17 protein-coding genes are annotated in these 22,375 nt (G+C 73.0%); 3 read left to right on the top strand and 14 right to left on the bottom strand.

Features of this window, described 5'->3' with window-relative positions:
- The first annotated feature begins 98 nt into the window (after positions 1–98).
- Together gpmI and WMF22_RS05900 are read left to right on the top strand one after the other, a co-directional pair.
- Positions 99–1,730, top strand: a complete 1,632-nt coding sequence (gpmI, locus tag WMF22_RS05905; RefSeq protein WP_438035143.1) for a 2,3-bisphosphoglycerate-independent phosphoglycerate mutase — start codon at positions 99–101, stop codon at positions 1,728–1,730.
- Positions 1,731–3,215 carry a serine/threonine protein kinase gene (locus tag WMF22_RS05900; protein WP_438035142.1) on the top strand — a complete coding sequence of 495 codons (1,485 nt, stop codon included), beginning with the start codon at positions 1,731–1,733 and terminating at the stop codon, positions 3,213–3,215.
- 18 nt (positions 3,216–3,233) lie between these two features.
- On the opposite strand, the gene WMF22_RS05895 is transcribed toward WMF22_RS05900, so the two are convergent.
- The 8 genes from WMF22_RS05895 to WMF22_RS05860 all read right to left on the bottom strand — a co-directional run bounded on the left by WMF22_RS05895 (position 3,234) and on the right by WMF22_RS05860 (position 12,238).
- Positions 3,234–3,758 carry a YkgJ family cysteine cluster protein gene (locus tag WMF22_RS05895; RefSeq protein WP_437298123.1) on the bottom strand — a complete coding sequence of 175 codons (525 nt, stop codon included), beginning with the start codon at positions 3,756–3,758 and terminating at the stop codon, positions 3,234–3,236.
- The gene (locus WMF22_RS05890; protein WP_437298122.1) at positions 3,710–4,726 is read right to left on the bottom strand and encodes a peptidylprolyl isomerase; all 1,017 of its coding nucleotides are present in this window, start codon (positions 4,724–4,726) and stop codon (positions 3,710–3,712) included. The genes WMF22_RS05895 and WMF22_RS05890 overlap by 49 nt, the downstream gene beginning before the upstream one ends.
- A 73-nt stretch (positions 4,727–4,799) precedes the next feature.
- Positions 4,800–5,555: a ribonuclease HI gene (locus WMF22_RS05885; RefSeq protein ID WP_437298121.1), complete on the bottom strand. Its 756-nt coding sequence runs from the start codon at positions 5,553–5,555 to the stop codon at positions 4,800–4,802.
- Between the two features lie 169 nt (positions 5,556–5,724).
- Positions 5,725–7,836 carry a DUF4215 domain-containing protein gene (locus WMF22_RS05880; protein ID WP_438035141.1) on the bottom strand — a complete coding sequence of 704 codons (2,112 nt, stop codon included), beginning with the start codon at positions 7,834–7,836 and terminating at the stop codon, positions 5,725–5,727.
- Positions 7,837–8,015: 179 nt separating this feature from the next.
- The gene (locus WMF22_RS05875; RefSeq protein ID WP_437298119.1) at positions 8,016–9,176 is read right to left on the bottom strand and encodes a glycosyltransferase family 4 protein; all 1,161 of its coding nucleotides are present in this window, start codon (positions 9,174–9,176) and stop codon (positions 8,016–8,018) included.
- A gap of 4 nt (positions 9,177–9,180) precedes the next feature.
- Positions 9,181–10,176 (bottom strand): NAD-dependent epimerase/dehydratase family protein, encoded by a 996-nt coding sequence (locus WMF22_RS05870; RefSeq protein ID WP_438037241.1) that lies wholly within the window; start codon positions 10,174–10,176, stop codon positions 9,181–9,183.
- A 133-nt stretch (positions 10,177–10,309) separates the two neighbouring features.
- Entirely contained in the window at positions 10,310–11,539 is a 1,230-nt protein-coding gene (locus WMF22_RS05865; protein WP_438035140.1) for a glycosyltransferase family 4 protein, read from the bottom strand.
- Between the two features lie 264 nt (positions 11,540–11,803).
- Complete coding sequence (locus WMF22_RS05860; protein ID WP_438035139.1) at positions 11,804–12,238, bottom strand: hypothetical protein; 435 nt, start codon at positions 12,236–12,238, stop codon at positions 11,804–11,806.
- 307 nt (positions 12,239–12,545) lie between these two features.
- Between WMF22_RS05860 and WMF22_RS05855 the strand changes: the two genes are divergently transcribed.
- Positions 12,546–13,013 carry a hypothetical protein gene (locus tag WMF22_RS05855; RefSeq protein ID WP_438035138.1) on the top strand — a complete coding sequence of 156 codons (468 nt, stop codon included), beginning with the start codon at positions 12,546–12,548 and terminating at the stop codon, positions 13,011–13,013.
- A gap of 51 nt (positions 13,014–13,064) precedes the next feature.
- Here WMF22_RS05855 and WMF22_RS05850 read toward each other — a convergent pair whose 3' ends face one another.
- From WMF22_RS05850 to WMF22_RS05825, 6 genes are all read right to left on the bottom strand, one after another.
- On the bottom strand, positions 13,065–13,703 hold the full coding sequence (locus WMF22_RS05850; protein ID WP_437298116.1) for a lysophospholipid acyltransferase family protein: 639 nt from the start codon (positions 13,701–13,703) through the stop codon (positions 13,065–13,067).
- A 168-nt stretch (positions 13,704–13,871) separates the two neighbouring features.
- Complete coding sequence (locus WMF22_RS05845; RefSeq protein WP_437298115.1) at positions 13,872–15,320, bottom strand: GuaB1 family IMP dehydrogenase-related protein; 1,449 nt, start codon at positions 15,318–15,320, stop codon at positions 13,872–13,874.
- A 126-nt stretch (positions 15,321–15,446) separates the two neighbouring features.
- Positions 15,447–16,805, bottom strand: a complete 1,359-nt coding sequence (locus WMF22_RS05840; RefSeq protein ID WP_438035137.1) for a glycosyltransferase — start codon at positions 16,803–16,805, stop codon at positions 15,447–15,449.
- A gap of 4 nt (positions 16,806–16,809) precedes the next feature.
- Positions 16,810–17,988, bottom strand: a complete 1,179-nt coding sequence (locus WMF22_RS05835) for a glycosyltransferase family 4 protein (RefSeq protein WP_437298113.1) — start codon at positions 17,986–17,988, stop codon at positions 16,810–16,812.
- Positions 17,985–20,603, bottom strand: a complete 2,619-nt coding sequence (locus WMF22_RS05830) for an MMPL family transporter (RefSeq protein WP_438035136.1) — start codon at positions 20,601–20,603, stop codon at positions 17,985–17,987. The genes WMF22_RS05835 and WMF22_RS05830 overlap by 4 nt, the downstream gene beginning before the upstream one ends.
- A 90-nt stretch (positions 20,604–20,693) precedes the next feature.
- A complete protein-coding gene (locus WMF22_RS05825) occupies positions 20,694–22,283 on the bottom strand; it encodes a glycosyltransferase family 4 protein (protein WP_437298111.1) in 1,590 nt (529 codons plus the stop codon).
- Positions 22,284–22,375 lie beyond the last annotated feature (92 nt).

Below are 22,375 nucleotides of genomic sequence, written 5' to 3'. Positions count from 1 at the left end.
GGATGTTAGCATGCACGCCGCGTGCGGCGGCTCGCCCGGCGAAAATCCGTGAGCAGCCCCCCTCCGATCGCCGCGGGTTCGTTGTAGATTCCGCCGCCATGAGCGAAGCAGCCCCCTCCCCCACGCAACGCCCCCGTCCGCTCGTCCTCTGCATCCTCGATGGATTCGGCGAGCGCGAAGAAAAGGACCAGAACGCGATCGCCCTCGCGGCGATGCCGAACCTCGACGCGATCAAGCGCGACTCGGAGAAGACGCTGATCGGGACGAGCGGCCCGGACGTCGGGCTCCCGGTGGGGCAGATGGGCAACAGCGAGGTCGGCCACCTGAACTTCGGCGCGGGGAGGATCGCGCTGATGGACATCTCGCGCATCGACGTCGCGATCGCCGAGAACAAGCTCGGCTCGAACGAGATCATCGACCGGACGTTCCGGATCGCGCAGGACCGCAAGTGCCGGGTGCACCTCTTCGGGCTCGTCTCCGACGGCGGCGTCCACTCGTCGCTCGACCACTTCCTCGCGCTGATCAAGCTCGCGAAGTTCCACGAGGTGCCCCTCGTCCTGCACGCGTTCCTCGACGGCCGCGACACGCCGCCGAAGAGCGCGTGGGGCTACGTCGAGAAGATCGAGGAGGCGCTCCAGGGCATCGGCGTCATCGGCACCATCTCGGGCCGGTACTACGCCATGGACCGCGACAAGCGCTGGGACCGCGTCATGAAGGCCTACACCGCGATCGTGCGCGGCGACGCGCCGCGGGCCGACACGGCGTTCGACGCGATCCAGCAGTCGTACGCGGCCGGGAAGACGGACGAGTTCGTCGAGCCCGTCCGCATCGGCGACTATAACGGCATCAAGGGCGACTTCGTGGCCGACTTCGCCTCGCAGGAGCCCCGCTGGGAGTGGCAGGGCGAGGAGGTCGGCCTCTCCGTCAACTTCAGGCCCGACCGGATGCGCGAGATCTCGGCGATGCTCACGCGGCGGAACCTGCCGGCCGAGGTGCTGGAGCTCCTCTCCGACCGGGGCAAGCCGGTCTTCGCCTTCCAGGAGAACTGTTACAGCGGCATGACCGAGTACGACGCGGCGCTGAAGCTGCCGGTCGCGTTCCCGAAGGACGAGGTGACCGAGTCGTTCCCCGAGGTGATCGCCCGCGCCGGGCTCACGCAGCTCCGCTGCGCGGAGACCGAGAAGTACGCGCACGTCACGTACTTCTTCAACGGCGGCCGCGAGGAGACGTTCCCGGGCGAGGACAGGAAGCTCGTGCCCTCGCCGCGCGACGTCGCCACCTACGACAAGAAGCCGGAGATGAGCGCGGCGGGCGTCGCGAACGAGGTCGTGGCCGCGATCAAGAGCGGCAAGTACGACTTCATCCTGGTGAACTTCGCGAACCCGGACATGGTCGGGCACACCGGCATCCTCGAGGCCGCCATCCATGCCAACGAGGCGGTCGACAAGGGGCTCGGCGCCATCGGGGAGGCCGTGCGCGAGGCCGGCGGCGCGCTGATCATCACCGCGGACCACGGCAACTGCGAGCAGATGAAGGACGAGCACGGCAACCCGCACACCGCCCACACGCTCAACCCGGTGCCGCTCTACTACCTGAACAAGAACGACCCCGGCATCGTGCTCCGGTCCGGCGGCCGCATCTGCGACGTGGCGCCGACGATGCTCGAGATCCTCGGCCTCCCGCAGCCCGCGGCGATGACGGGGCGCACGCTCCGCGTCCGACAGCGGTAAGTGGGCGCCGACCAGAGGCAGCTCGGCCCGTACATCCTGCGCGAGGCCGTCTCGTCGCGGGCGCTGACCGTGACGTACCGGGCCGAGCACGCGGGGCTCGGCCGGGCGGCGCTGATCAAGACGCTCAAGCCCACGGTGTCGGCCGCGAGCGCGTTCGCGGCCGGCCTCGAGCGCGAGGCGAAGATCCTCGCGCGCATCCGGCACCCCAACATCATCGACATCCACGACTTCCAGCGCGACGAGGACCGGATATGGCTCGTGCTGGAGCCGCTCTCGGGGCCGACGCTCGCGGCCCTGTGCGCGCGCGCCGGCCGCCTCGACGAGGGCGCCGCGGCGGCCATCGCGCTGGAGATCGCGCGCGGCCTCGGGCACGCGCACGAGCGGGGCGTCGTGCACCGCGAGCTGCGCCCCGAGCGCGTCATCGTCACGCCCGCGGGCGGGGTGAAGATCCTGGAGTTCGCGGCGGCGTCCGACGGCCGGCAACCCTCGCTGCCAGAGCCGTTCGAGGGCAGCGACACGTTCGCGCGGCCCGACTACATGGCGCCGGAGCAGATCCTCGGGGCGGAGCCCGGGCCTCAGGCGGACGTGTTCACGCTCGGCGTGGTGCTGTACGAGATGCTCACCGGCGTGCGCCCGTTCGACGAGCCGAAGGCGGGGCCGGAGGATGCCAATCGTACGTCGGACCGCACGTCGAGCCACGCGCCGAACCGCGCGTCGAACCGCGCGTCGGGCGCGCCGCGCGAGCGCGACGAGGACCGGTGGGCCGAGGGCAGGGCCGTCGCGCACCGGATCCGCAACGCGCCGCCGCAGCCGCTGCGGGGGCTCGTGCCCGACGTGTCGCGCGGCCTGGAGCGCGTGGTGCTCCGGTGCCTCGAGAAAGAGCCGGAGCAGCGCTACGATAGCGGCCGCGCCGTCGCGGACGCCCTGGCCGAGGAGCTCGCGGAGCGCGGCCATCCGCAGCCGCGCGCGCTCATCGCGAGGGCCCTCGCAGCGGCCAAGCTCGGCGGCGACGAGCTGCCGCCCGCGCAGGCGCCCTCCGCGCGCCCCGCGGTCGAGCAGCGCAGCGCGCCGTCGCTCGCGCCCGACGTGGGGCGGCTCGTCGGCGTCTTCGCGCTGGTCGTCGCGGGCGGCGCGCTCATCGAGCTCAGCCTCCGCCAGCACGACGCCGCGGAGCCGCCCAGCGCCGAGGCCAGGCAGCCCGGCGCGCGCTCGGAGGAGCGCGGCTACCTGAAGGTCCTCGCCAGGCCGTGGGCGGAGGTCGTCATCGATGGGGAGCTCGTCGACGTGACGCCGATGGCGCGGGCGATCCCGCTCCAGGCCGGACGGCACTACGTCACGTTCCGGCACCCGAACGCGCCCGAGGAGAAGCGCACGATCACCGTCTCCGAGGGGCAGACGGTCACGCTCGACGTGAGCATGCGGCTCGATCGCAGCGCGCTCGACGCGGGCGCGCCGCCGGTTCCGGACAGGGACGCGTCGCCCTGAGGGCGACGCCAGCCGCGCCTACGCGGCGCCGCCCGCCGTCCCCGCGCCGCTTGCGCCCCCCGCGTCGCCCTCGCCGCTCGCGCCGCCCGCGCGGCGGCGGAGCGCCTCGAGGGCGAGGAGCGGCCGCTCCCGCTTCTCGTGAAGCTCGCCGAGGCACGCGCCGCTGCCGCGCTCGAGCGCGCGGCAGCAGTCGGGCCGCACCTCGTAGATCGAGCAGAGGAAGCGGCCGTGCTCCGCGTCCAGCGTGAGCGCGGCGCAGCGGCCGTCCTCGATGCGCATGTAGCAGCGGTTGCCGATGAAGTGGGTGAGCCCCCGCGCGCGATCGTCCATGCGATCGTGGTCGCAGCCGAAGACCCGGACGTACTCCGGCAGGGCCGAGAAGCAGCAGGTGCCGCACGCGGTGCACTCGGGGACGACCGCATCTCCCCCGCCGCTCGCGCTGCCCCCCCGCGCCGCGCTCGTCGCGCTCGTCGCGCCCCGCTCGCCCTTGCGCGTCAGAGCCGGACCTCCACGTGCGTCCCGCGCTTCAGGTCGTCGAGCCACTTCTGCTTGGCCTTCGTCATGATCTCCGCCTGCAGCCGCTGGAGGACCTCCGGGCGAGCCGCCTCGAGCGTCGTGAAGCGGGACGGCTGGCGGCTCAGGAGCTTCATGACCACGAACGCGTCGCCCGCGCGCATCGGCCCGGCCACGCCGCCCGGCTCGATCGCCATCAGCGCGGCCTCGAGCTCCGGGGCCATCACCTGGCGCTGGCCGGTCACCGCGGCCTGCGTCCCCTGCGGCGCGCGGACCCCGAGGTCGCCGCCCTCCTCGCGGGTCGCGGTGTCGTCCGAGAATTGCCGCGCGAGCGCCGCGAAATCCTCCCCGCCGCGCGCGCGCTCCGCGAGCGCCGCGGCGAGCGCGCGGCGCTCCTCGACCGCCTCGGCGCTCGAGCCGGGCAGGACGCGCAGGACGATCCACGCCGGGTGGTAGTCGCGCCGCCGGCGCTCCTCGCGCACCAGCCGATCGAAGGCGGACCGCACGTCCTGCTCGGTGATGCGCACCCGGCCCTTCACCCGGAGCTGCAGCATCTTGCCCTCGAGGATCTGCCGGCGGATCTCGTCGCGGTACTCCTGCTCGGTGAGCCCCGAGCTCGCCCGCGCCGCCCGGAACAGCTCCTCGACCGTCATCTGCTCCGCGGCCGCGATGTTCCGGAAGGCGTTCTCGATCTCCTCGGAGGTCACGCGGATATTGGCCTTCTCGGCGGCCTGGCCCTCGAGCTCCTCGTCCACCATCTTCTGGAGGAGATCGCGGAAGACCTGCGACTCGGCCGCCGCCTGCTGCGCGCCCGGCGGGACCCTGGCCTGGATCTGCAGCAGGAAGGGGCGAGCCCGCTGCCGCAGATCCGAGAGCAGGATGGCGCGATCGCCGACGACGGCGACGATCCGCTCGCTCACGACCGCGTGGGCGAGCGGCGAGGCGAAGGCGGCGGCGGCGACGAGCCCGGCGAGGGCGAGGCGGAGCGGAACACGCATCGCGCGCCTCTACCACTGGGCCCCAGGCGGTTCCACGCGTTTCCGGCCCCGCGCGGCCCGGGTTGCCCCGGACTCAGCCGCCGGAGCCGGGGTACACCGTCCGACGGGAGGCGCGCTCGCGGACGGCCTCGCGCGCGAGCGCGTCGGCGCGCTCGTTGAGCAGCACGCCCGCGTGCCCCGGCACATACACGAGGCGCGCGCGCGGCCGCGCGGCGAGCGCGCCGCGCAGCGAGGCGATGAGCTCGGTGTTCGCCTTCGCCTTCCACCCCTTCTGGAGCACGCCGATCGAGTACTGGCTGTCCGTGTGGATGACGATGGGCCGCCCCGGCTCGTCCACCTCCTCGAGCGAGCGGAGGATGGCCGTCAGCTCGGCGATGTTGTTGGTCGCGGTGCCGAGGAACTCGCTGCGCTCGATCCGCCGGCCGCCGTCGATGATCACCACGCCGAGCCCCGCGGGCCCCGGGTTCCCCGAGCACGCGCCGTCCGCGTAGACGATGACAGCCCCTTCCGGGACGGGCGCCGCGCCGGACTCCCCCCGCGCCGGCGCCTTGCGCTGCGAGCGCCCGGCCGGCGCCGGGGCGGCCGCGCCCCCCTCGGGCTGCTCGCCGGCGCGCGCCTTCACGACCGCCTCCGCAGGCCCACAGGTGTCGTCGGGCAACACCTTCGGGTCGATCACGGTCAGGTTGTCGGCGCGCGCCTTGTACCTGCGGCCGTCGTGCGGCTTGTAGCGGATCTCGACGCCGCCGCCCTCCTCCGCGACCAGGGCGCCGGCGGCGTCGGCGCGAGCATAGACGGTTTGACCTCGAAGCGATGCGCGGACCCAGGGCACGAGCGCACCCTGGCATGGATCGAAGGCCGCCGGTACGGGAGAGCACGCCAGGCGAGCCCGGCCGATCGCGCCGGCCGGGCGCGGCCGCGCCTGCCCTCGCCGCAGCCCTCGCGGCGCGCACGGCGGACAGCGTGGCTTTCGGCGCGCGCGCGGCCGCGCCGCGCTGCGCTCACGGGTCGATGCAGAGCGCGAGCGACCACGCGGTCAGCGTACCGGAGTCGGACCCGGCGTCGTCCCCGACCCGGAGCGTCCACGTGCCGTTCGCCGGCCCCGAGAGGAAGGCCACGAACGACGACTCCGGGCGGAAGCAGCCGCGGAACGGCGCCATCGCCCCCATGACCGAGGTCGCGCAGCCCATGTCGAAGACGGTCCTCCGGTAGTTGTCGCCGGAGCCGCCGTTGTCGCTCGACACATCGACCGTCGCGCCGGCCGGAGAGGTGAGCGAGATATCGAGATCTCCGTCGAACGTATGCACGATATCGAGCTCGAGCGTCACGCGCCGGATCGCGCCCCTCGAGACGACGGGGAGGACGCTGGCGGCGACCGCGCGATCCGTGACGTTCTTGGGGATGTCCGTGGACGACTGCACCCACAGCATCTGCCCGGGCGAGCACGCGCCGACGGCATCGTCGCAGCCGAGCGCGCAGTCCGGGTCGTCGCAGTCCGTCTCGCCGTCGAGGTCATCGTCCGCCGCGTCGCTGCAGTTGCGCTCCTTGGCGTACGTGCACACGCTCGGCGTGCCCCGGCAGGTGTACCGCGCTTCCACGACGCAGCCCGCGCTGCAGCCGTCGCCGCTCGACGTGTTGGCGTCGTCGCAGCCCTCGACGCCGTCCCGCACGAAGCCGTCGCCGCACCTCGCGTGGCGACAGGTGATAGGGCAGCCGTCGGCGCTGTCGGCGTCGCCGTCGTCGCACTCCTCGCCGGCCTGGATCGCGCCGTCGCCGCAGCCGTCGAGGAGGCACCCTGGGCTGCAGCCGTCGCCCGCGCTCCGGTTCCCGTCGTCACACGCCTCGACGCCGGCACGGACGAACCCGTCCCCGCACACAGCGCGCGCGCAGCGCGTCGGGCAGGCGTCGGTGTTGCTCGCGTTTCCGTCGTCGCACGCCTCGACGCCGGCGCGGACGAACCCGTCCCCGCACGAGGCGGCGACGCACGTGGTGAGGCACGCGTCCGTATTGCTCGTATTGCCGTCATCACACGCCTCGGCGGCGGCGTTGACCACGCCGTCGCCGCAGGCCGGCGCGGCGCAGGTGCCTGCCGCGCTGCACACGTGGCTCAGGCAATCGCGCCCGACGGCGCAGCGCATTCCGGCGGCGCACCCGACGCACGCGGGGCCGCCGCAGTCGATATCGGTCTCCGCCCCGTTCCGGGCGATGTCGGTGCACGACGGGAGGCACGTCGTCCCTGAGCAGCGGCCGCCCAGGCAGTCGCCGTCCGCGGCGCACGCCTTGCCGGTGGCGCAAGGCGAGCACGCCGGTCCGCCGCAGTCGACGTCGGTCTCCGCCCCGTTCGTCGCGCCATCGGTGCACGACGACGCGCGGCACCTGCCGTCCGCGCAGATCCCGCTCCGGCAGTCCGCGCCAGTGAGGCAGTCCTCGAGATCCGCGCACGGCACGCACTCCGGTCCGCCGCAGTCGACGCCGGTCTCGGCGCCGTTCATCGCGCCATCGCCGCAATCGGGCGCGACACAGCTGTTCTCGACGCAGATGTTGCTCAGGCAATCACCGGCGACGAGACACTCGACACAAGCGCCGTTCCCATCACAATAGCGCGCTCCAATGGCGTCGGGTCCCCCGCACTCCGTGGTCGCCGGCGCCGGGAGGTTCTTCGGCGCCCCCGCGACGCACACGTCGGCCGAGCACGGGTCTCCGTCGGAGAAGGCGTCTTGGTCGTCGTCGAGCTCGATCACGGCGCCAAGCCCATCGCAAACGCGCGCCTTGCAGTCGCCCAGCACCTGCTCGCCCACGGGCTTTCCCCGCGGCGCGTCGTCGAGGGCGCACCGGCCGCCTTCGCAGCTGCGCAGCCGACACGCGCCGTCGACCCCGGGGCAGTCCGCGGCCGTGAGGCAAGGCGCGCCGTCCCCTCCGCCCCCGCCGTCCTCGCCGCCTCCGCCGTTCCCGCCGTTCCCGCCGCTTCCACCGTTCCCGCCGTCGCCGGCCTCCGGCCCCGGCGCCTGCCGGGGACGATCGCAGTCGACCGCGGTCAAAGCAGCAGCGATGACGAGCGGCGACAGAACCTTCGTGAACGGAGCGCTTCTGAAGAGGTCCGCTCGCACTGACACCTCGATTCCTTCGCTTCTGGCGGGAACGGCGACGTCCCTTCAAGGCTCGATCCGAGCCTGACGGACGCGCAGGCGGTCGATCATCGGCGCACTAGACTGATATGGAATCGAGATGACGCCAGCAGCCAAGCGGATCGGGAGAGCCCCTATCGCGACGCGCGGCGCCCGCGGCGCGCGGTCTACGGCCCCGCGCAGCCGTGATGTTCGCCCCGGGGCTCGGGACGCGAGGCGTCGGCCGCCGCGAGCTGCGCATACAGCGCGGCGTACTCCGCCATGATCGTCCGGCTCGCATAGCGGCGCACGGCGCGCCGGCGCGCGGCCTCGCCGAGCTGCGCCCGCAGGGAAGGGTCGTCGCGCAGGGAGCGGAGCGCGCCCCGCAGCGCGTCCTCGTCTCTCGGCGCCGCCAGGAGGGCCACCCGACCGCCCTCGCCCTGGATCACCTCCGGCACCCCGCCGACCGGCGTGACGACGCAGGGCAGGCCGCTGGCCATCGCCTCCAGAAACGCGTTGGGCAGCCCCTCGCCATGGCTCGGTAGGCAGAAGACGTCCGCGTCGCGGTAGACAGCGGGCATCGCGTCTTCGGGCACCTCGCCGAGCAGGCTCAGGCGGCCTCGCCGCTCGAGCTCCGCGAGCGCCTCGTCGAGACGGCGGGACGGGCCGGCGGCGCCGCCTGCGTCGCGAGGCCCCGCCAGCGCGAGGGTCAGGCCCTCGACCGCCAGCACGGCCCGCGCGAGCTCCAGGACCCCCTTCTGCGGCGTGACGAGCCCCGCGAAGAGCACCCGCAGCGGCTGGCCGGGCGAGCGCGGCGCGGCGGCGGGGTGGAAGACGTCGGTGTCGACCGGGTTGGCGATCCGGAGGACGCGGCCCCCTGGAACCAAGGCCTGCACGTAACACCGCAGCTCCTCCGAGAGCGTGATGACGGCCGCGGCGCGGCCCAGCGCGGCGCGCACGGCCTGCCGAGCCGGCCACGGCAGGGCCCGATGCCAGGCGATGATCTGCGGCGACAGGCGCAGGTGGAGCACGGCCGGCACCCCCGCGCGACGGCACAGCTCCACCGCGAGGCCGTCGCGCGCGGTCGCCCAGAACAGGGTGGTGCACAGATGAACGACATCCGGCCGGCGCCGCGCGAGCAGCCGGTGAAGCGCCGCCAGCGCTTCGCCCGCGCGGACAACGCGCGCGGGCCGAAGCCTGCTCGTCGGATCGGTCGAGGCGGCCCGGGGCGAGGTGTCGATGACGTCCGCCTCGATGCCCGCCGCTGCCGCCGCGTCGAGGTAGTTCCGCATCCACCGCGTGATTCCGCCGCCGGGCGGCGGGAGGGGGCCCCAGAGCGCGACGCGCATGTCCCTAGAAGCGCGCGTCGGCCTCGATCTGGGCCCAGCGCTCGCGGAACCACGCCACGGTGCGCGCGAGCCCCTCATGCAGGCCCGTCTGCGCCTCGAAGCCGAGGACGCGACGGGCCTTGTCGGTGGATGCGACCCGACGGCGCTGCGTATCCCACGCCCGGCGCCCGACGAACCGGACGCCGGCGCGGTTGCCCGTCAACTCGTTGATGGCTCTCGCGACGTCGAGGATGGCGATCTCCTCGCCCGACGCCAGGTTGAACGCCTCGCCCGAGGCGGCCGCCGCGGCGCCCGCCCGGAGAAACCCGTCGACGATGTCGCCCACGTAGGTGAACGAGCGGGTCTCCTCTCCCGTCCCGGTGATCGGCAGCGGCTCGCCGCGCAGGGCCCAGTAGACGAAGTTGGGGATCACATTGCGGTATCGGCCAGGGACCTCGCCCGGACCGTACGAGTTGAAGGGGCGGACCCGCACGGTGCTCAGCTCATCATGGCCGGCCGAATGACCGCAAAAATAATTGCAATAGAGCTCGCCGAGCAGCTTGGTGGCCTGGTAAGGCGTGTGGACATCGAGCGCGAGGTGCTCCTCGTGGACGGGGCGCGGCGGGTCGCTGCCGTAGGGCGCGCACCCGGACGAGGCGAAGACGACGCGCTGCGCCGCGCTGCGCCGCGCGTGCTGCAGCACCCGCAATGTGCCGAGGCCGTTGACCTCGAGATCGCGCTCCGGGTTGTCCACCGAGTTCTGGTTCGCGAACAGCGCGGCGAGGTGGAAGACATGCGATGGCCGCTCCCGGAACACCGCCGCGAGCAAGCCGTCATCAACGACGCTCCCCTCCACGAAGCGCACGTTGCGCCGCGCCGGGACGCCCCAGCGGGAGGAGGAGGAGAGGTCGTCCACCACGATCACGTCCGCGCCCGCGTCGGCCAGGGCCGCCGTGAGCGAGCCGCCGATCGCGCCCGCCCCACCGGTCACGATGATCCGCCGGTCCTTGTAATCCTGCATGGTGCCCACCGCTGTTCCTGTCGTTTCGCCCATGGAACGTTGCCCACCGCAATGCCCCGGTGCATTGCGTCCTTCGGTCCCCTGCTGCCCCGCGCCGGCGCGCCAGCTCACGAAAAAGGGCGCGCCGGCGTCCTCACGACGGTGCTTCACCCGCTGCGCGCGCGAAGATCTCCTCATAACGACGCACGAGCGGCTCGCGCGTGAACCAGCGAAGGAAATAGAGCCGGCCGGCCTCCCCCATCGCGCGCCGCGCCTCCGGCGTCATGCCGTGAAACCGCCGCACGGCGTCCGCGAGCGCCGCCGGGTCCTCGGGCTCGCAGGCGAGCCCCGCCCCGCTGCTCCGCACCAGATCCGCCGGATCCCCGCCCGCCGCGACGAGCACCGGCCTGGCCGCGGCCATGTAGGCCGGGATCTTCGAGGGGATCGTGATCTCGAAGCGCGGGTCGCGCCGGAGGTGCGAGAGCACCACATCGGCCAGCGCGAAGAAATGCGGCATGCGCTCGTGGGGCTGCTGGCCGATGAAGACGACGTTCGAGAGGGCCCGCGCCGCAGCCTCGCGCCGGAGCCTGGGCGCGTCGTTCCCGTCCCCGACCATCACGAACCGCACGTCGGTGAGGTCGCGCAGCCGCTCGGCCGCGTCGAGCACGCTGGAGAGGGCCTGGGCAGGGCCCATGTTGCCGGCGAAGAGGACGACGAACCGCCCTGACAACCCGTGCTCGGCCGCGAGCTGCGGGTCGGGCTCCACCGGCCTGTAGATCCGATCGTCGGCCCAGTTCGGGATCAGGTGCACCTTGTCGGTGGAGACGCCTTTGCGCGAGAGCTCGCGCTCGAGCCCCGGGCTGATGACGGTGATCGCCGCGGCGCGCCGGAAGAGGGCGCGGTTCACGCGATCGACGCCAGCGAACACGAGCCTGTTGTCGAGCATGCCCGAGGCCGCCGCGGTCTCGGGCCACAGATCCTGGACCTCATAGACCCACGGTATCCGGCGGAGCGCGGCGAGCCAGGAGGCGGCGATGGCGTGGCTCGGTGGGGGGTTGTGGACCCAGGCGACGTCGGCCGGCCCGGAGAGGGCGGTCCCGAGCAGCGCGGTCGAGGCGGCGAAGCTCGCGTAGTTGAGCGTCCGCCGCACGCACGATCGGCTGTGATCAGGGTAGGTCGGGAGGCGTATCACCCGGGTGCCGCTCGCGTGCTCCACGTCCCAGAGGCGCTGTCGGTACCCTGGATAGGTGCGGCCATGCGGGTAGTTCGGGAACGCGGTCACCACCGTCACCTGGTGCCCGCGCTCGGCCAGCGCCTCTGCGAGCAGATGGGGGCGCGCGATCGGCTCGGGGTGATACCACTGCGACAGGAGGAGAATCTTCACTCACCGCGCTGAGATGCACCGGCGCGCGCGGGCATTCACGCGATGGACGGTGGACGGCGCCGAAACGTCGGGACCGGGCCGACGGCTGGCGCCGACCTCGATGGGACGGGCGACCACCACGCCTCGACAGCATCACGAGGGGGCGGCGGGCGGCACGGCGATGTCGCTGGCGCCGCGGGTCGCGCCATACGGCCGCGACGCGCACGCCGGGAGCGACTCGAGCAACGCTGCGAAAGTGCACCCCCGGCGGAGAACGCGCTCTCGTCAGTACTCGACGTCCTGCTTGAAGATGAGCTCCGAGGACGGCGACTCGGGATTGGCGGTCGTCTCGAGGCTGATGACGAGCTCGAACCGGGTGAGCGGCACGCTCACGTCCTTGAGCTTGCCGGTGCGGGCATCGGGGTCGAAGTTGAGCGCGCCGATCCGCTGCCAGGGCGAGTCGCTGTCCGGGCGCGCCCAGACGACGTAGGCCGTGCTGCTCGAGTCGAGGCGATCGGGCGGCGGGAGATCCTTCGCGTTGATGTCGAGGCGGGTCATGGCCGCGTCGAAGTTGACGTCGGCGATGATCACGGCGTCCGCGCCCGGCGCCTTCCCGATGCCCTGCGGCGTGTAGCGCAGCGGGCCGCCGCAGCCCGCCATCAGCGCGCACGCAAACGCCACGACAGCGAGCCGCAGCACCCTGGAAACATGTCCTCTCATCTCGGTAGCTCCTCCTTCGTCCGTCTGCTGCGGGCGAAGACGCCTCGCGAGCCGCCAGCACCGGCCGGCGGCCGAAACAGCCGCGGCATCATAGCCGCTTTCGGCCACGCCGACGGCGCTCGACGCAGCAGGAGCCGGCCAGGCCCGCCGGACGTGCTCGACGCGCCGGAAACCCCGCCGCCTCGCGCGCCCGGCCGGCGAGGCGCCGTCCGCGAGCGCAGTACAGGCCCCCGGCGTCGGGGAACGGCGCGGATCGGACGGATCGCGTGGCGGAGCGCCGCCCATCGACTAAAGTCTCGAAATCGAGATGGATTTGGCACACACACGGCTCGGAGCTCGGGGCGATCGCTGGTCGACCGGGCGGGGAGTCCTCGATGTCCGAACGCCGGCGTCCGACGTCGTGACGAGGCGCCTCGAGGGGTACGCGTCGCTCGATCTCATCGAGCCGGCGATCAGGCACCTGGAGACCCTCGTCGAGACGGGCGTGCACCCGGTCGTGTTCGACGATTTCGAGCTCGGCACCGGCTATGACAGCGACGTCCGGGCAAGGCTCACGGCGTGGCACCTGCGGAACCCCGGCAAGCTGAAGGAGGTCCATATCCTCGTTCGGCCGGGGCTCGTCGCCATGGGCGTCACCGTCGCCAACCTCGCCACGGGCGGCCGCTTCAACGTGTACACCGACCGCTCCGCGTTCGAATGGGCGCTCGCGGGCGTGCTGACGACGAGGATCACGGCGGGGCCCGCCTCGTCGGTTCGCGCGCCGTCCCTGCGCTGACGAGCGCCCCCGGCCGCGCGGATAGGCGGCGCGCGCGCCCTCGACCTGAGCTCAGGGGTGCTGGACGGCCCCGTTCGCCGGAGCCCCCCTGGCGCCGAGCGTGATCTCGCTCATCCGCTCCGGGTGCTTTCCTTCGATGCCCTCGTAGAGACGGCGGATCGCCGCCATGTCGGCCTCGATGTCGCCCGTCGGGTGGAACACGTGGAGGATCCCGCCCCGCTTGCGGGGGAAGTCGAGGTATCCGAGGAGGATCGGGACGCCGGCGCCGAGCGCGACGTAGTAGAAGCCCGTCTTCCAGCGCTTCGTGCGCGAGCGCGTGCCCTCGGGCGCGATGATCAGGATGAGCTCGTCGCGCTCCTTCAACACGTCGACCACGGCCGCGACGAGGTTGTTCCTGTCGCGGCGGTCGACGGGCACGCCGCCGAGCCACTTGAAGAAGAAGCCGAACGGCGGCTCGAAGAGCGTGTGCTTGCCGAGCCAGGAGAACTCGAGGTCGAGCACGTAGCTGACCGCAAGCGTGAACGGGAAATCCCAGTTCGAGGTGTGGGGCGCCGCGATGATCACGGCCTTCGACGGGAGCTCCGTCATGCCCTCCACGCGCCAGCCGAACACGGACAACCAGGTGCGGCCGACGAACCGGCGAACGGCGCGGCGCGCGGCGGAAAAACGTGGAGCGGGTGCGTTCGGCATGGAGGACCTCGACGGTAAGCAGCCGGAGGTTCGTCGCTGCCCGGGTGGAAGTCACGTCACCTTTCCGTCATCCCGCGCCGCGGCTCGAGCGCATGGGAAGCATGGCGCGATGAGCGCGCCGCGTCGTCAACGCCGCGTCGTCAACGCCGCGTCGTCAAACTCGCTCGATCAACGCCGTTCGATTCCGTGCGGCTTGCCCTCGCCGTACCCCGCCAGCGTCTGCACCCCGATGACGGCCTTGTCGTGGAGCTCGTCGAGGTTCGCCGCGCCGGCGTAGGTGCACGCCGACTGCACGCCGGTGATCATCTCGATCAGGATGGCGCCGACGCTCTCGCGCCCCTCGTGGATGTAGATGCGCGACGTCGAGATGCCCTCGCGGAAGAAGGCCTTCTTGGCGCGCTCGAACGCGTCGAGATCCGCCGTGCGCTCGCTGACCGCGCGGGCGCTCGCCATGCCGTAGTTCTCCTTGTAGAGCAGCCCGTCGCGGTCCTCCATGACGTCCCCCGGGCTCTCGTAGGTGCCGGCGAGCGTCGTCCCGACCATGACGCGCGAGGCGCCGGCGGCGAGGTAGAGCGCCACGTCGCGCGGGTGACGGACGCCGCCGTCGGCCCAGACGCGCTTGCCGTGGCGGCGCGCCTCGCGGGCGCACGCGAGCACCGAGGAGAACGTCGGGCGGCCGGCGCCGGTCTGCATGCGCGTCGTGCACATCGCGCCGGGGCCGACGTTCACCTTCACGATGCCGGCGCCCGCCTCGATGAGGGCCCGCGTGCCCTCCGCCGTGCAGACGTTGCCGGCCACGAGCGGGACGGCGTCGCCGACGGCGCCCCGCACGGCGCGGATCGCCTCGATCATCCGGCGCTGGTGGCCGTGCGCGGTGTCGAGCACGATCGCGGACACGCCGATCTCGAGCAGGCGCGCGGCGCTCTGGGCCGCCTGCGCGGAGATCCCGATCGCCGCCGCGACCATGAGCTCGCCGCCGCCGTCGAGCGTCGGCTTGAGCAGCTCGAGCCGCACGGCGTCGTCGCGCGTCAGCACGCCGTGGAGCCGCCCGTCCCCGTCGAGCACGGGGACCGCCTTCACGCGGGCGTCCTCCATCAGCAGGAAGGCCGTCCGGTTCGGCGTGCCGGCCGGGATGGTGATGAGGCGCGACGACATGAGCGCGGACGCGGGCGTGTACTGATCCCGGTCGCGCAGGTCGGCGTGGGTGACGATGCCGATCGGCCGCCGCTCGTCGTCGACCACGACCACCATGTCGTGCGATCGCTTGCGGATGATGCCGTGCACGTCGCGGAGCGTCGCCCGCGGGGAGACCGAGAGGGGCGTGTCGTAGCGCGGGTCGGCGCGCTTGATGTGGTGGACGATGCGCTCGACCGTGTCGAGATCCATGTCCTGCGGGAGCACGCCGAGGCCGCCGAAGCGGGCCATCGTCTCCGCCATCCGCTTGCCGGTGACCGCGTTCATGTTCGCCGAGACGATCGGGTGCGAGCCGCCAGGGAAGTCCGCCGGGCGCAGGTCGCTCTCGAGGCGGGAGCCGCCGGCGAAGTACCCGGGGGTCAGGAACACGTCTTCGAGGGCGAGCTCCAGGCTCTCGTCATGCTCGGGGTGGAGAAAGCGCATGCACAGCTCCGAGGAAGGGGGATGGCGCCGCGAAGGCGGCGCGGCGCGCGCCAGTCTAGTGCCTGACGGCAGGGCGAGGGTCGGCGCTGGTTGCGCGACGGCCCCCTCCCCGCCAGGCTCCCGTGTTCAAGGAGGCTGGCGGGCGCGGCGGGCGGCCGCGTCGGCGATGACGCGGTCGAGGATCGCGGCGACGCTGGCCGCGGCCGCCTCGGACGACAGCGCCGCGGGCGGAGGCGCCGGGACCGGCAGCGCGCCCGTCTCCCGGAAGCGCGCGAGGTGGCGCGCGAGCGCGGCGGCGATGCCGTCCGCGTCGTCCGGCGCGACGCGCGCGTTGTCGCTCCGGTACGAGAGGAGCTCCTCGACCTCGCGGTTCGCGGTCACGCTGACGACGGGCATCCCCGACGCGGCGTAGTCGTAGGTCTTGGCCGAGACGCGCAGCACGACGTGGGGGCTGAGCATCGCGAGCAGCACGTGCGCCCGCCTGAGCTCGCCGAGCACGTCGCGCTGCGGGACCGGGGGGAGCGCCTCGATGTACGGCGCGAGCCCCATGCGCTCGAAGCAGGCGCGATCGTGGTCGGACATCCGGCCGATCTGCCGGAGGACGACGTCCTCGGGCGCGAGCCGCTCGCGGTCGATGAACCGCCGCAGCGCGGCGCCTATCTGGTCCGCCGAGGCCTCCTCGCGGATCGTGCCGAGGTGGAGCACGACGAAGCGGCGGGGCGGCTCCGGCACGGGCGGCGGCGCGTACAGCGCGAGATCGAAGTGGTTGCGCACGAACGAGGACTTCGACGAGAGCTCGGGGAAGCGCGCGCGGTAGGCCTCGAGCGAGGCCCGCGTGTTGAAGATCACGTGGTCGGCGCCCTCGAGCCAGCGGCGCTCCAGGCGCGGGACGATGGCGCGCCGGGCCCGCTCGGCCAGGCCGGACGGCGGCCCGCTCCCCGTCTCGTGCAGCGAGTACGGGTCGCGCATGTCGAGGACGAGCGGCACGCCGAGCGCCCGCTTCACGTGGAGGCCGACCGGGCAGGCCGAGTACGGGCCGGCGCTCACCACGACGGCCCGCGCGCCGGTGCGGCGGGCCACGGCCACCGCCGCGCGCGCCCCGCGCGGCGCGTGCGCGATCCAGCGGTCGGTGATCGCCTGGAACGGGCGGAGCCCGACGAGCGGCCCCGCGCGCCCCGCGGGGAGCGGCGCCCGCGCGCGGAGGGCGCGCAGCGCGGCGCCCGCGGCGAGGACGACCGGATCGAGGTACTCGTCGAAGATCTCGACCTCGGGCGGCAGCGCGGCGAGCAGCCCGTCGTCGCGCGGATCCTCGGGGAAGGTCCCCGACAGGACGGCGACGCGGAAGCCATGGCGCGGCAGGTGCCGGGCGAGCTTCACCCAGCGGAAGGCGCCGACGCTCGTCTGGGGCGCGAAGGCGGGGGAGATCAGCAGGAAGGGGCGCACGTTCGGTTCTCTCGCGTCCTCTCGCGGCAAGCTGGCGTCCACGACGTCAGCCCTCGCCGCGCACCCCGCGCTCGAGCAGGTCCGCGTAGAGCGCGAACAGCGCTTCGAAGTGCTCGTCGCTCGTGGGCAGCCGCTCCCCCGCGGCCCGCGCCGCGGCGACGCGCTCCTCCCGCGGGCGCGCGAGCACCCGCTCGATCGCGGCGGCCACCTCGCCCGGCGAGGCGCGCGGCGCGTACACCTCGGCGGCGCCGGGCTGCACGAAATCCAGCGCGGCGCCGGCGGCCGGGACGACGAGCGGCAGGCCCGAGCACAGCGCCTCGCCCAGCACGAAGCCGAACGTCTCGGCGGCGCCCCCGTGGACGAAGACGTCGGCGCTGGCGTGCAGCGCGGCGTAGGTGGCGCGGTCCTTGGCGAAGCCGAGGAAGGTCACCTGCGGAAGGGCGGCCGCGCGGCGCTCGAGCCGCGCCCGCTCGGGCCCGTCGCCCAGCACCGCGAGGGCGACCGGGCGCCGCGCCGCGAGCTCCCGCGCCGCGTCGATCACGAGCGCCACCCGCTTCTCGACGGCGAGCCGGCACGCGACGAGGAGCAGCGCGGCCGACGGCTCGTCCGCGAACCGGCCGAGCAGGCCGCGGCGCAGCGCCGCGTCCGCGCGGGAGGGGCCGAAGTCGCCGCGCTTCACGCCGAAGGTGACGCGGTGCACGCGCTCGCAGCCGTGGCTCTGGAGCTGCTCCGCGATGAACGTCCCGGGGGCGATCGTCGCGTCGAACCGCCGCGACAGCGCGCGCGGCCAGGCGAACAGCGCGCCCTCGAGCGCCCGGGCGACCGCGCGCGGGCGCACCCGGTCGAGCAGCGGCGCCGCGTAGGTGCTGATCTGATCCGAGTGGTACACGAACGTGCGGAGCGGGACCTCGCGGGCGCTCGCCGCGACGAGCGCGGCCGTGTACGGCGCGCTCGCCTGCACCACGTCCGGCGCCTCGCGGCGGATGATCGCCCGCGCCGCGCCGAGCCGGAGGAGCGCGTGGTAGGTCGGGTCGTACGGCATCGGCGGGCCGGCCACCCGCACGATGCGGCCCCGCTCGAGCGGGACGACCTCGTCGCGCGGCCCGGGCGCCACGACGACGATCTCGTGACCGCGCCGGCTCCCCTGGCGCACGAGCTCCTCCAGGTACGACCGCACGCCGCCCCCGCGGGACGAGAAGAACTCCGCGACGTCGAGGATCTTCACGAGTGGTTGCTCCCGCGCAGGAGGAGGCCGCCCTTCCACGAGCGCCGCATCCGCGCCGAGCGGTTCATGACGTGGAGCAGCGCCGGGAGGAACAGGAGCGCTGTCGCGACGCACGCCAGCTCGCCGCTGACCGCGACCCAGCCGAACGAGTTCAGCGCCTGGTTGTCGGCGAAGACGAGCGACCCGTAGCCCAGCACGGTCGTGTAGCTGCAGAGGGCCACGGGGCCGGCCGAGCGCTTGAGCGCGAGCGACACGTCGCCGCCGAGCAGCCGCGCGCGATCGAAGACGTTGAAGGGGTACTCGCAGCCGATGCCGAACGTGATCGGGAGCGCGATGAAGTTCAGGAAGTTGATCTTGACGTCGAGCGCCGCCATGGCGGTGGCCGTCGCGAGCACGCCGAGCACGAGGGCCAGGAGGACCGCGAGCGCGCCCGCCATGCTGCCCGTCGCGACCACCACGACGATCGTGACCGCGAGGAACGAGGCCGCCGTCGCCAGCGGGCCGTCGCGCTCCATCGACCGGATCATCTCGGCGAAGACCGTCGGCCTGCTCGCCGTGACGACGTGGGTCCCGTCGGGGAGGACCACGTTGCCGGTCGTGTCGGCCATCCGCAGGAGGTTCCTGCCGTTCGAGAACGAGACGTTGTTCTTGTACTTCACGTAGAACACCGTCCCCACGACGCCGTTGTTCTCCTCGAACCTGCGGCGGATGAGGTCGGGCAGGTCCTTCGGGCCGATGACGCGCAGCGTCTCCGGCGGCTTCATGCTGAGGACGCGCTCCCGCTCCTCGGGGCGCAGGGCCTTCAGCACCCGCGGGGTCAGCCGGTCCCGGATGCGCTCCAGGACCTCGATCTTCCGCCGCTGCTCCTCGGCCGTGCCGGGGAGGGCGTCGGCGATCGTCGCGACGTCGGCCACGAGCTGGCCCTGCGGATCCTTCGCGTCGTTCGCCAGGATCTGCGCCTTGATGGCCGGCACCTGCTCGGGGGTGTCGGCGAGCATCATCGCGCCGGCGACGTTCATCTTCCCGCCGAAGACCTCGGACGCCTTGAGCGACCAGCTCCCCGCGCCCTTCTCCCGCGAGCTCTTCGAGCCGAGGCGCGCGAAGTTGTACTCCCAGGGATCGCGGATGTACGCGGGGAGCTTCCACGCCGCGAGCGCGACGATGACCGGCGCGATCGCGAGGAACGCGAGCGGCCACCGCGACGTCACGCGCGCGAGCGCCCGCGCGCCGGGCCCCGAGGTGCCCTCGTCCGAGACGCGCGGCGGCGGATCGCGCATCCAGGGCGGGAGCCTCGCCTGGATGCGCTCGATCGCGACGAGCGTCGCGGGCACGAGCGGCACGATGGACGCCCACACCATGATCATCCCGACGAAGCCGATCGTGCCGAACTGGCTGAACCCGCGGAAGTGCGTGATCGTGAGCGATCCGTAGGCGATCGCCGCCACGCTCGCCCCGACGAGCTCGGCGCGGAACGCGTTGATGACCGCCTCGCGCCGCGCCTCGTCCGCGGGCATGCCGCGCGCGCGGAAGTCGCGGTACCTCGACAGGAGCACGATCGGGTAGTTGACCCCGTTGCCGACGATGATCGCCCCGAGGAAGGCGCCGACCGTGTTGACGTAGCCGTAGGTCAGGGTCGCGAACGCGTACCCCGCGCTGGCGCCGAAGGCCGTGGGGAGCAGGATCACCAGCAGCGACCAGGGCGAGCGGTAGTAGATCATCACGCCGCCGACGATCAGCACGAGCGCGATGACGGTGGCCCACACCGCCTCGCTCACGAGCGACTTCTGCTCGGCGATGGCGTTCGGGATGTCGCCCGCGTACCCGACCTGCATGGCCGGGTGGAACGCCCCAGGATCGAGGCGCGAGACGAGCGCGGTCACCTGGTCGAGGAGCTCAGCCGCGCGGCGATCGCCCATCCCGGCGCTGCGCGAGACGATGCGGAGCGCGACCATGCGCCCGTCGGGCGTGGCGAAGTAGCCGCTCGGGAACTCGTCGATCTTCTTCAGGCGCCGCTGGAGCTCCTGCCAGGTCTCGTCGAGCGACAGCCCCTTCTGGGCCGGCGTCGTCGCCGCGCCCGCCGCGCCCGCGTCACCTCCGGGCGCCCCGGGAGCCTCCAGATCCTCGATAAGGCCGCTCCGCAGCGCGAGCTCCAGCTCGATCGCCTCGTCCGCCGCCTCGAGCTCGCGGACGCTCGCGTAGAGCCACTTGTTCGCGTCGAAGAAGCTGCGGACCTCCTTCGTGCCGGACTCCAGGTAGCGGATGAGCGCCGGCGGCCCGCACGCCGCCCGGCAGGCGTCGTCGGCGCACGCGGCGGCGCAGGCCGCGCGCTTCCGGAGCGGCTCGTTCAGCTGCTCCGCGAGCGCGTCGATGAACCGCTCGTTCGCGCCGCGATCCGGCGACTCGGCGATGACGATGAGCTGCGCTCCGCCGTCCACGCGCTGCGCCTGACGCTCGTAGGCCTGGAACGCCGGGCTGTCGCGCGGCAAGAGCTCGCGGAGCTCCGTGCGCAGCTCGAGCCGCGACGCGTACCCCCATAGCCCTGCCATGGAGAGGAGGCCGAGCGCGATGACGAGCCAGGGACGGCGCCCGCTGAAATCGACGAGCGCACCGATCATCCTGAGGAGCATTCGAAGGACACCTCGAAACCGGGAACACCTCGAAGCGGCCGCGTGCGGGCCGGCTTCGGGCCGGTCTTACCACGCGCGCTAGGCGCAGAACGACGGCTGGATACCCTTGGGCCGCGGCGCCGCCGCGGGGCGCAGGTGGCCGAACGCGAAGAGGCCGCCGGTGAAGCCCATCCAGGTGCGGAAGTGCCGGAAAGTCTCCAGCCACTGGAGCGCCTTCGGCCCCTCGACGAGCGGGCGCAGGTTGGATTGCCTCGCGTGCTCGCGCGCGTGCGCGAATGCGTTCGCGAGCATGCGCTGCACAACGAGGGGCGAGGACCGCTCGCGCGCCCGCTGCGCGGCCGCGCCTCCGAGCCGCGCCGCGGCGAGCGGGTCGCGCGTGAGCGCGAGCACGGCCTTGCCGAACGCGGCGTTCGCGCTCTCCTCGGCGATCGGCCCGCGGCCCGGGTCGATGAGCAGGCCGTTGTGGCCGCTCTGGATCTGCGAGCTCACGCCCATGCCGTCAGCGAACGCGACCGTCGGGGAGCCGCACCAGAGCGCCTCGCTGAGCACGTTCCCGAACGTCTCGCTCAGCGAGGCGTGCAGGAAGAGGTTCGCGTGCCGGTAGTAGTCCGAGATCTGGCTGTACGGCACCTCGCCCGTGAAGATGACCCGGCGCGCGACGCCCAGCTCGCGCGCGAGCGCCGCGTACGCCGCGCTGTCCGGCCCGTCGCCGACGAGCGTGAGCGTCGCCTGCGGCTCGTGCGGGGCGATGTGCTCGGCGAAGATGCGGATCAGCCGGTGCTGCGACTTCTCCCGGGTGTGCCGGCCCGCGCAGACGAGGCGGGGGCCGCGCGGGTCGAGCCCGCGCTCCTCGAGCAGCTGCACGTAGGGGTCGGGGCCGAGCGGGCGCTCGAACACGTCCTCGGGCACCATCCGCGGGATCACGTGGATGGGCACCGTCACGCCCCGTTCGCGCCAGTAATCGCGCAGGCCCTCGCTCAGCACGACGAGGCCGTCTCCCTGGTTGTACAGCTCCACGAAGAGCCGCTCCATCGGCGCGCGGAGCGTCTTGTGGAGCACCGTGTGGACCGCGCCGATCCGGGAGACCCGCTCCGGCAGGAGCACGTCGTACGCGGCCGCGAGGTGCGTCGTGTTCACGCAGAGCAGCGGGATGCCGCGCATCTTGCGCAGCCAGATGCCGAACTCGACGAGCAGGGTCGTGGTCTGCGCAAAGCAGATGTCAAAATCCCACCGCATCGGATCGAGCACCGAGGATCCCACGGGGATGGGCAGGTGCACCCCCGGGTAGGTGCGCAGCGGCAGGCTGGGCAAGGCGACGGTGCCGGGAGGGATCTCGTCGGCCGAGGCATCCGGATCCCGAGGTCCGATCAGTGTTGCCTGGTGACCACAGGTGTTGAGCGCGCGATACAGGGCCCGCGTCTGGAAGACCGCGCCATTCGCGTAAGGAATGCGCGTGAAATCGCTGAGGATGGCGACCTTGAGCGGCCGCCCGTTGGCGCCGGAGAGGGCAGCGAAGGGATTCTCTGGAATGGCCGCTTGCACCCTGACGGAGGAGAGCCCTCCCCGCGCGGGTCCCGTCGACGGCGTGTGACGCGCCGGCGCGATCGCCTCGTGCGGCGCGCGATCGCTCCGGTGGTCGCTGAGCGGCAGAATTGCATCCATCGTCATCTTCGTTGCTCCTGGAGAAGCGGCGCGAACCGTGGTCGATGACCGACCGAGGCGCGCAGCGTGACGGGCGGTAGGGCGTTCGTGTCGCGCCC

The sequence above is a fragment of the Sorangium sp. So ce204 genome, from assembly GCF_051526795.1.
Taxonomy (GTDB): Bacteria; Myxococcota_A; Polyangia; order Polyangiales; family Polyangiaceae; genus Sorangium; species Sorangium cellulosum_B.
The sequence above is the reverse complement of the archived record's forward strand: the minus strand, read 5'-3'. Positions and strand labels throughout refer to the sequence as shown.